The following is an 11,168-nucleotide window of genomic DNA, read 5'->3' as shown; positions in this document are numbered from 1 at the left end:
ATATAGTTAATAGGTTTTTTTTATTGAAATTGCGTAGAATGTTTATCAAAATTGAAGATACAAAATTATAGGATTACATTTTTTAGCTGAGTATTAATTGCTATTTCACACGTGTTGTAAAGCTTAAGCATCATTTTTTATGAATTTGCCTCAATTGGTAAAAGAGTAAAAATAACTATTTAATAGAGGGCATTTTGCTAATTACAGTTCGTATTTTAGGTTAGGAAAGTAATTTTGATATTTTTGTGACTTCCGCCAAAAACTAATTTAAGTATGCTGAAACATAAAACCATTGTCTTATTTTTTTGTTTGATAAGTGCATTTTGTACTGCTCAGCCAACAGGCCTTCTTACTCATTTTTCAAATGATGGTAAGTTAAGCCAATCAAGAGTTTTAGGAATTCAGCAAGATGAGAAAGGATTTATTTGGCTGGCAACTTTCAATGGACTGATTCGTTATGATGGAAATACTTTTCGAAAATTTAAAGTAGAACAAAGTGTGCCTTTAAATATAAAGTCTAATCGTGTCTCTAAATTTAAGTTCGATAATGATGAAAGAATTTGGATTCAGTCTGAGAAAAATGATGTCTATTATTTTGATGCAAGAGAACTAAAATTTCATAATCCTACAGAAGGAGATTCCTCTAATCATACTTTTGACCATTTTAAAATTATGCCTTCTGGAAGGACCTGGCTTTTTCCTGAAAGTAGAAACTACATGATCGTTTTTGAAACTAACAAACAGGTTAGACGAGTTAATTTTGATGTGGATAAGCATTTCGGAAAAATTAGAGATGTTTTTGAAGATAAGTTAGGAACGACTTGGTTTTTAACAGATGCAGGTATTTGCAGGTTAAATAAGTCTGCTAAAATACCGGAGTATTTCTTTTCGAATATGGCAGGACAAGCTGGAAAGTCTAATTCATTTAATATTGCTGAAGAAACAAAGGAAGATCTTTGGTTTGGCGGTGATAAAGGAAAATTTATACGATACAATAAAAAATCAAGTACTTTCTTTGACTTGAATTTAGGAATCAAAGATGATATTCTATTATTGAATATTGTCGAAGACAGTAAGGTATTGATAGTTACAAAAAGTAACGGCTTTTGTTTGTATGATATAAAAGCAGCTAAACTCGATACTTATAATGCTAAAACACTGCCGGGACTGCCTAATGAAAATATCAATTTTTTAGGATTAACGCATTCAAGATATTTTTGGTTTGATACTCCATCAGCAGTATTTCAGTTTGATTTACTTACCCGAAAATTACAACGATTAGAAGTCGATTCAAGCAATCCCGCTACAACAGCCGGTAAACAAAAAAGTTTTCTGTTAACCTCGCCAAACGGAACAGTCTGGATTCAGTCCAATAAAGGAGCTTTTGCTTATTGGGACGAAAAACAGAATAAGTTACGTTCTGTACTGCGATGTATTAAGGAATCAAGGGAAACTGTATCAGATGTTATGCATACCGCAATGTTTGATAAATTAGGAAATCTTTGGTTTTGTTCTTATAAACAGGGATTGGACTTAATTACATTTAATAACAGTAATTTTTTGTCATTAAACTTAAGGACATCCGCAGATAACAAAAAGCAAAATGTCCGCAGTCTGATGGAAGACAATAAGAAGAATCTTTGGGTAGCAAGCCGCGGTGAAAATATTGAATTGTTTGATTCGCAAAAAAGAAAGATCGGTTTCTTGGGTTCTGACGGAACATTATCACAAAACAGTCCAGACTGGGGCGCAGATATTTACAGTATGATGCAGGACTCTAAAGGCAGAATATGGATTGGAACACGCGGAAATGGCGTTTTCTGTCTTACTCCCAAGCAGTCCTCTTTTAGTTTTGCAGTACAACACTATAAATATGATGAAAAGGATAAGTATAGTATTAGTTCAGATGATATTTATAAAGTTTTTCAAGCAACAAACGACCAAATTTATTTCGCTACTTGGGGAGGCGGAATTAATTTAGTTCGAGAATCAAACAACCGAATCAGTTTTGTGAGTTATAGAAACGAACTAAAAAACTATCCAATTGGCGGAGCAGATAAAGTTCGTTCAATCGTTGAAACCAAAGAGCATAAAATCTTTTTTGTATCGTCTTACAAATTATTTTCTTTTTCAGAAGGCAGTAAATCCCAATTGAAAATTAAAGAACATTTTCAGGCTTCTGGAAATGATATTCTGGATGTAATTGTTACTTCTGATAATCGTTTGGCATTGGCTACAAACGGAAAAGGACTGATTCTAATTGATATAGATAAGCAGAATAACGTAAAGGTTAAAACATTTTGGAGTGAAAATTTTGGTTTTCCACTAGAAGGTGTTGTCGGAATGCAGGAGGACAAATTTGGAAAAATATGGCTCATGGGTGATAATCAGATAGTTCGTTTTGATCCTAAAAATAATAGCTGTGAAACCTTTCCGGAGTTAAAGTCTATTATTGGAACCGAAATATTCTCAGAAGCAACAAAATGCAGATTATCAAGCGGCGAAATTGTTTCAGGTTATTCAGATGGAGTTATCTATTTTAAACCAGAGGCAATTAAATCGTCTACGTTTAAACCTTATCTGGCAATATCTGGATTTTTGGTAAACAATAAAGAATTGTACGAAGTAAATCCTGAGACACCCAAAAATCCTGATTTATTAAAGGAAGTCACGCTGCAGCACGATCAGAATTTTTTCAGGGTTCAGTTTTCTGCATTAGATTATATCAAAAATGAAAACATTGTTTATCGCTACAAATTAGAAGGAATTGATAAAGAATGGAATTACATTAAAGCAGGACAATCTATTAATTATACCAATCTGGGGAGAGGAAGTTATACACTTTTAGTTTCCTCTACAAATGGGCACAATTTATGGCTGGACAATGAGAGACAGATTAAAATTACAATAAGACCTTCAATTTGGGGAACCAACTTGGCGTATTTATGTTATTTATTATTGGGAATTGGTTTGTTTTTATTAATTCGAAGAGCGGTTTTAACAATTTTAAAACTGCGTAACGATGTAAGGGTTGAAAAAGAAGTAAGTGAATTGAAATTGAATTTCTTTACTGATATTTCACATGAAATTCGCACGCCTCTCACCATGATTACTGCTCCTTTAGAAGTAATGCTTTCAGATGATCAAATAGATAATTCGGTTAAATCACAGCTTCGTGTTATCGAAAAATACAGTACTAAGCTGCTCAATCTTGTCAATCAGATTTTAGACTTGAGAAGAATGCAGGATAGAAAATTAGAAGTTCGTGAAATAGATCTAGGGCAATTTGTGTCTGAAGTTTGTGAAGGTTTTACAGAAACCAGTATTCAGCGCAACATAAAATTAAAAGTAGATATTAGTGAAACCAAACCGCATATATGGGCAGATCCAGATAGTCTTGATAAAATTTTAGTCAATCTGCTTTCGAATGCTTTTAAATACTGCAAAAAAGGAAATTTGATTGAAGTAAAAGTAGAAGAATCTGAAAAAAAGGTTTCTTTAAAAGTGAGCGATAATGGTCCGGGAATCAATTCGGTAGTTCAAAAAAAGTTATTTGTCCGTTTTTCAAATTATAATGAAAATCCTTTTAATCCAAGTACTGGAATAGGTCTTTCAATCGTAAAAGATTCTGTTGAAAAACATGGTGCCGAAATTTCACTTGAAACAACACTGGGTAAAGGAAGCAGTTTTGAAATTTCTTTTCAAAAAGGATACAGTCATTTTTCGAATGCGGTAGATATAGTGTTTGAAGAAACAGATGAACATTTGGCAGAGGATGAATTAACAGCAGAAGAACATACTGAAACAGAAATAAGAGAAAAACCTATTGGTTTGGTGGTTGAAGATGATCCTGAATTGAGAAAGTTTATTGTTTCAATTTTAGAAAGTGATTACACCATTTATATAGCAGAAAACGGAGAAGAAGGGCATTTAAAAGCGGCAGAAGTATCGCCAGATTTTATAATCAGCGATATTATGATGCCTGAATTAGACGGGATAGAAATGCTTAAAATTATCCGAAACAACTTTGCAATCAGTCATGTTCCTGTGATTTTACTTAGTGCAAAAACAGCAATTGAAAGTAAATTGCAAGGAATGGAATACGGTGCAGATGATTATATTACAAAACCTTTTAATGTAAGTTTTTTAAAAGCAAGAGTAAAAAATGTTTTAGAACAGCGTATTCGTCTGCAGCAGTTGTATTCTACAGGAAGAATTGCTGAAATAGAAGAGGAGAAACCATTGCAGATCTCCAATAGAGACAATAAATTTATGCTTCAAGTAATTGAATTGGTGAAAGAAAACATTTCTAAATCTGATTTTTCTGTTGATGAATTAGGGAAATTAATGTGCATGTCACGCGCTAGTTTTTTTAATAAACTTAAAAGTATTACAGGTGTTTCTCCAGTTGTTTTTATTCGAGATATGCGGCTGAATGAAGCTGCAGAGCTTCTTAAAAATGAAGATCTGCTGATTAAAGAAATTTGTTTTGAAGTTGGTTTTAATGATTTAAAATACTTCGGAAAATGCTTTAGGGCAAAATACAATTATACTCCTGTAGAATATCGTAAACAATTCCGTTAGATATAAATAACTTTTTACAGATTTAATGCAAAGTGAAACGTTTTTGTGGCACAAATAAAATCTATGTTTTTCTGTATTAAAAAATTCCATCATACCTCGATACTAATTTGTATTGAGGTTTTTTTATGAGTTTGCTACTGCGATTTGGAATTACATTAATCCTCAAAGTTTGCCACGAAATGATTTTGGATATTAATTATACGGTGTTTGATATATGTTTTTTTATTTGTGAATATTTTTTTACATAATATAAAAAATAATAAAGTTAATTATCAAATAGTCAGTTTTTATGGGATAAATAGCGATTTAACCCTTTCTGAAAAGCAATATTTACCCCAATTTGAGATTAGCTATATCTAGTTTTGCTTCATAATCTTAACGGATTTTTAACTAACTAATCTTAAAACCAAAATTATGAACCAAACTAACACTCACACCAAATTTTCGCCACCAACGAAAAAAGTCAGCCGCAGCTGTAGAAGAAACGAAAAGGCAAATATTCTTCATTTTTAAATTTATATGGATATGAAAATGATGAAAAACCTAATACTTGGAGTGGGTTTATTTTTCGTGCTGACTTCCTGCTCTAATGATGATTTTAAATATGAAAGTTCTACAGTCAAATCATTAGATTTTCAATTAAATGGTGAGCCGTGGAATTTGAATGTCGGAATCTCAACCAGACCTTTATTTGTCTATAAAGACAATGGAGATTATTTTGCTAATTACAGTTTGCTTTATCGTTTTTCATTAGACAATGGAAAATACAAATTTGTAGCATCCGATTATCCAGATCAAATGATTCCTTCTCCAACCAATTTAAATGATTTGGTTGTGCCTCAGCCTGCATTGGCAAACCAGCATGTCAACTTATCAGATGCCATGCCGTATGCATCTCCTTTTGAAGAACCGCTTACCTTGAACATCATTACGAGGACAGGAATACTACGTTTAAAATCATTGGATATTACGGCAGACAAAAGTTATTCGACAATTAAAACAACAGTTTCCATAAAACGAAGCGGCTATAAAGTTTCTGATGGAACTTTTGTAAAAGAAGACATGTTTGTTACCAGAAGTAAGGCAACTGCCAGCGGCGGAATTAATTATACACACGATTTTATTTTATTTCAAACGGGCGAAGAAGCTAACAATGTTCGTGTTAAAATAGAGTGTTTAGATCAGAACATGCAGGTTGTAAAAACAAAAGAATTACAAGCAGCATTTCCTATTGAAGCCAATAAGGTCACGAATGCAGATTTCTTTTTAAATGAGCTTTAATACATCTGCGGATACACTCGGAATACTTTAATAAAATAAAATAAGCAGTCCTTAACAGATTTACACTTATAACACATGATCCTATCATCGTGGAAACATTCTGCATATAAGTATAAAATCTAATGACTTCATTTTTAAAACAAATAAAAAAATAGTCTAGTTATGAAGATAAAAAAATATATCTGGAGCATTTTAGCCGTGTTACTTTTAACATGCAGCGCTTATGCTCAGAAGCGTGTAACCGTGACGGGTACAGTAAGGGATAATATGGGGCTGATTCCCGGCGCAACGATTATAGTAAAAAATGAAAATACAAATACAGTAACCGATTTTGATGGTAAATTCAGCATTGCCGTGACAGATCCAGAAACAGCCGTTTTGATTGTCAAATTTATTGGTTTGACAGATGAAACGGTAGCGTTAAAAGGGCGCACATCTGGCATTACTGTTCAAATGAAAGAATCTAGCAGTGAGCTGAACGAAGTCGTAATTATTGGTTATGGTACGCAAAAGCGTAAAAATCTAACAGGAGCGATTTCGAGTATTAAAGGTACAGAGTTAGCAAAAGTACCAACAGCTTCGGTAGCTGAAGCTTTGGTAGGAAGACTTCCAGGTGTGCAAGTTACAACTGCCGATGGTTCTCCAGGATCTGAAGTTATGATTAGAGTTCGCGGCGGCGGATCTATTACAGAAGATAACTCACCATTAATCTTGGTTGACGGATTTGAAGTTGCCAACTTAAATGATATTCCGCCAACAGATATCGAATCTGTAGAAGTTTTAAAAGATGCTGCATCAACAGCTGTTTATGGAGCGAGAGGTGCCAACGGAGTAATTTTGGTTACTACAAAAGTCCCAAAGGCAGGAAAAGTTTCGGTAAACATTCATAATTATACACAAATAAAAACGCTTGCCAATCACCTTGATGTAATGGATCCGTATGAGTTCATAATGATGCAGTATGAATACGAACGTCAGCGTAACTCAAATCCAACTGGATTTTATAACAATTACGGACGTGCCAATGAATTATACATTTATAAAGGCAACAAAGGAACAGACTGGCAGGACGAAATATTTGGAAGTAACCCAATTACCAGATATACCGATATAAACGTTAACGGAGGAAGTGAAAAAACGAAATTCAAATTCACATTTGTCAATCAAGAGCAGCCGGGAGCATTGATAGGAACTGGTATGCGCCAAAACTATCTTTATTTAATCTTGAATTCAAAATTAACAGACAATCTTACTTTCGAATATCAAACCCGTTTGACAAATCAAACAATAGACGGTTCTGGAACAGAAGGTGTTAGTTTGCTTCGAGCTTTACGCGAAGCACCAACGGCAGGTTTAGAAGATTATATGACTTTACCAGATGATAATACTTATTTTGATCCAGAAGATTATGAAATACGTGCGCGTTTCAACCCAATAGAAGAATCAGAAAAGAATTACCGTGAACGAACTACACGAACTTTTAATACTACCGGAGCATTAACCTGGACTATCAAAAAAGGTTTAACACTGCGTTCTTCATTTGGTTATGAATACAAATACAGTGAAGATGGTCGTTTCTGGGGTACAGATACTGGTACAGCCAATGCAAATAATAATCTGCCTGTTGTATATTGGTCTATGACTCAGTCGCCGAGATGGCAGTTGAACAATGTTTTAAACTACGGATTCAAATTAAAGGAAAAACACGATTTTCAATTAATGCTTGGGCAGGAAATTAAAGATCAGGAAAGTTCTGCCAAATTTTACCGCACGCGTTATTTCCCAGAAGAAATCTCAGGTTCAAAAGCTTTAGATAATCTGGCATTAGGAACTCCTTTTGATAACGGTTCAATCGCAGGTTCTCCAAATAGAATTTCTTCCTTTTTCGGACGTGTAAATTACGGATTCGACGAAAGATATCTTTTTACGTTTACTGTTCGTACGGATGGTTCTACAAAGTTTGGACCTGATAATAGATGGGGAGTATTTCCTGCGGGAGCTTTTGCCTGGAGAGTTTCAAACGAAAGTTTCTTAAAAGACAGCAAAGTGGTTTCCAACTTAAAAGCTCGTGTAAGTTATGGAGCATCTGGAAATGACAGAATCAGCGGCGATTTATATGCGAAATATTACGGCGTATCTAGAGACCGTTCTGTAGGATGGGGAGAAGAAAATCATTATTACTATAATTTTTATAATGACAAATACTTAAACAATCCAAATGTAAAATGGGAGACAACTTATACCGCCAACTTAGGTCTTGATTTCGGTTTCTTTAACGAACGCCTTACAGGTAGTCTTGATTTTTATCACAATAAAGTAAAAGATTTATTAGTGCCGTCAGATATTGCTTCGGTATCTGGTTTTACAAAAATGATGACAAATGTCGGGCAGACTTCTAACAAAGGAATTGAGTTTGCAATTACAGGAAATGTTATCAGAAAAAAAGATTTTCAGCTTGATTTAACTTTTAATATCGGGCACAACAAAAACAAAATTGATAAGCTTTCAAGTGGAGAACAAGAGTGGATTCTTAGTTCTGGCTGGGCAGGAACACAATTATTAAATGATGACGATTACCGTGCTTATGTTGGCGGTACAAAAGGTTTAATTTTTGGTTTTGAAAATGATGGCTTCTACACAATGGATGATTTCGAATCTTTTGATTCAGTTACAAGAACATGGAAATTGAAAGACGGTGTAGCAAACTCAAAAAATCTTTCGGGAGATCCGCGTCCTGGAAATGCTAAATTCAAAAAACTTACAGCTGTTGATCCGTCAGATCCAAATACGTATGTAATTGGAGATAAAGACAGAAAAGTTATTGGAGATACTAATCCTAATTTCTCGGGAGGATTTGGTTTAAATGCAGTTTGGAAAAACTTTGATTTATCTGCATTCTTCAATTTCATGTCAGGTTTTGATGTGTATAATGCCAACAAAATCATGATGACCTCATGGTATCAAAACACACAAAATAATTTAGGGATGGAAGTAGGTTTGAATAACCGCTGGAGAAATTTTGATGACATGGGGAACGATCTTCGCTATTCACCAGAAATGCTGGCGAAACAAAACGAAAATGCTACAATGTGGAATCCGACGAGTATCGGACGTCCTATTGCAATGTCTTATGCCGTTGAAGATGGTTCGTTTCTTCGATTAAATAATCTGAGTATCGGATATACAATTCCAAAGCAAAACAGCAGTAAAGTAGGATTCAGCAGAATTAGACTTTATGTAACCGGAAGTAACTTATTTGTTTGGACAAATTATTCTGGATATGATCCTGAAGTAAACCTGGAAACAGGCCTAACACCAAATATTGATTACAATGCCTATCCAAGAACTCGTAACTACGCTTTTGGAGTGCAGCTGTCATTTTAATTAAACGAATTAAATCACAAAAAGATGAAAAAGATATTATTAAGTTTTCTGTTAATTTTTGCGCTGACTTTTACAGCCTGCGAAGATTATCTAGATGTACAGCCTGCAACAGGTTTTACTCAGGCAGAAGTTTTCAAATCAGAAAAAGACATACAATCTGCAGTTGCCGGCGTGTACACGCTTATGCTTACCGATGATGCTTATTCAAATCGTCTGGCCTTTGTTTTTAATATGAATACCGATGTCGAAATGTCGGGAGTTACAACCAATACAGTAAACGGAAACGGGTCGGATATTGCCTGTTTTGATCCAAAACCATATTGGACAACCTTAAATTCGACATGGAGTGCGATGTATAAAATTATCAATACAGCAAATGATGTAATTGAAGGAATTGAAAGTTCAGAACTATATAATTCAGATCCTAAAACACAGCCGTCAAATATTATGCATATGTATGGCGAAGTAAAAACACTTCGCGCAATGGTTTATTTAGACATGATTCGTATTTGGGGAGATGTTGTTTTTAGAACAAAATCCTCAACTGGAGACGAAAATTTTGCCGTAGGAGTTACCGATAGAAATACAATTCTTGAGTTTTTAATCGACGATTTAAAATCGGTTGAACCTTTAATGAAAAATGCAAGTGAATTAGATTATGGAGTAGAACGCGCATCGAGAAGTTTCAATCAAAGTTTAATTGGTTTGCTGGCGCTTACAAGAGGAGGATGGACACTTCGCCCTGACGAAAACAATCCTGCAAGTATTGGGCACATGGAAAGAGGTAAAAATTACGAGCAGTATTATGACATTGCCATTCAATATCTGGATAAAGTAATCCAAGGCAGACAGCACGATTTAAAATTGAGTTTCAAAGATTTTTGGGTAAAACAAAATAATTGGGAAACCCCAGTTAATGACGATGTGATATTTTCGCTGCCAATGCTAAAAAACTCATCTGGAGAATACGGCTATTTTGTGGGAGTTCCAATTATTGAAGGAAATCATCCATACGGAAGCGCATCAGGAAATTTAAGTTTATGCGGAGAATATCTTTATTCATTTGATAATAAAGATTTAAGAAGAGATATTACATGTGCACCATTATCATACGATCAAAACCTGAATCAGGTAATCCGTCTGGATTTAGCACGTTTAGCAGTAGGAAAATGGTCGAAATTATTTATGACAGATCCATTAGGAAGCACCAGCACAAAAGGAACAGGTATAAACTACGCATGGATGCGATTTGCAGATGTATTATTAATGTATGCAGAAGCCGTAAACGAACGTTTTGGTCCGCGCGAAGATGCCAAAGAATGTTTGAGACGAGTGCGTCGAAGAGCATTTGCGCAGTCTAACTGGCAGGACAAAGTAGACAATTATGTACAAGCTAAATCATCTCCAGAGTTGTTTTTTAAAGCCATTATGGATGAGCGTAAATGGGAATTTGGAGGCGAAAGCAAACGTAAATTCGATCTAGCACGCTGGAATAAATTTAGTGAAGTTATTTACAATCAATATTATAAACTGCTTAACTGGGGACGCGTAGCAAATGGAGCTTATGTGCCGGGAATAGACCAAGTTCCAGGAAGTATTTATTATAAAAATATTCCAGATCCTGCAAACTCAGGCAGAACCATTTTAGATATTAAAGGTATTGATGAAATTCTACAAGCACGTCCAGCTGGTTATACAGAACTTCCGTTTGCGATAAGCTGGTATTCATTAAATAATGATACTGCAAGTTATGAACCTAGAAATGATATTAAATGGAGTTTTAGAGGTTTTATCAATTACAACAATGCTTCATCTGTATCTCCAAATGATCCATTACGTTATTTATGTCCTTATCCTTCCAAGGTAATTACAGATCATCGAGGAGCCATTCAAAATTTTTATGGTTTTAATTTTTAATC

At 34.5% G+C, this 11,168-nt stretch carries 4 protein-coding genes; all 4 read left to right on the top strand.

Going from position 1 to position 11,168, the window contains the following annotated elements:
• Positions 1–273: 273 nt before the first annotated feature.
• On the top strand, positions 274–4,584 hold the full coding sequence (locus ASE40_RS07800; protein ID WP_057116385.1) for a hybrid sensor histidine kinase/response regulator transcription factor: 4,311 nt from the start codon (positions 274–276) through the stop codon (positions 4,582–4,584).
• Between the two features lie 534 nt (positions 4,585–5,118).
• Positions 5,119–5,865: a hypothetical protein gene (locus ASE40_RS07795; RefSeq protein ID WP_128414952.1), complete on the top strand. Its 747-nt coding sequence runs from the start codon at positions 5,119–5,121 to the stop codon at positions 5,863–5,865.
• A gap of 162 nt (positions 5,866–6,027) precedes the next feature.
• On the top strand, positions 6,028–9,249 hold the full coding sequence (locus ASE40_RS07790) for a SusC/RagA family TonB-linked outer membrane protein (RefSeq protein ID WP_128414951.1): 3,222 nt from the start codon (positions 6,028–6,030) through the stop codon (positions 9,247–9,249).
• 24 nt (positions 9,250–9,273) lie between these two features.
• Positions 9,274–11,166, top strand: coding sequence for a RagB/SusD family nutrient uptake outer membrane protein (locus tag ASE40_RS07785; protein ID WP_057116383.1), 1,893 nt, complete (start codon positions 9,274–9,276; stop codon positions 11,164–11,166).
• Positions 11,167–11,168: the final 2 nt, after the last annotated feature.

This window comes from Flavobacterium sp. Root935, from assembly GCF_001429295.1.
Taxonomy (GTDB): Bacteria; Bacteroidota; Bacteroidia; order Flavobacteriales; family Flavobacteriaceae; genus Flavobacterium.
Note: the sequence above shows the minus strand (reverse complement) of the source record. Positions and strands in the feature narration are given on the sequence as shown.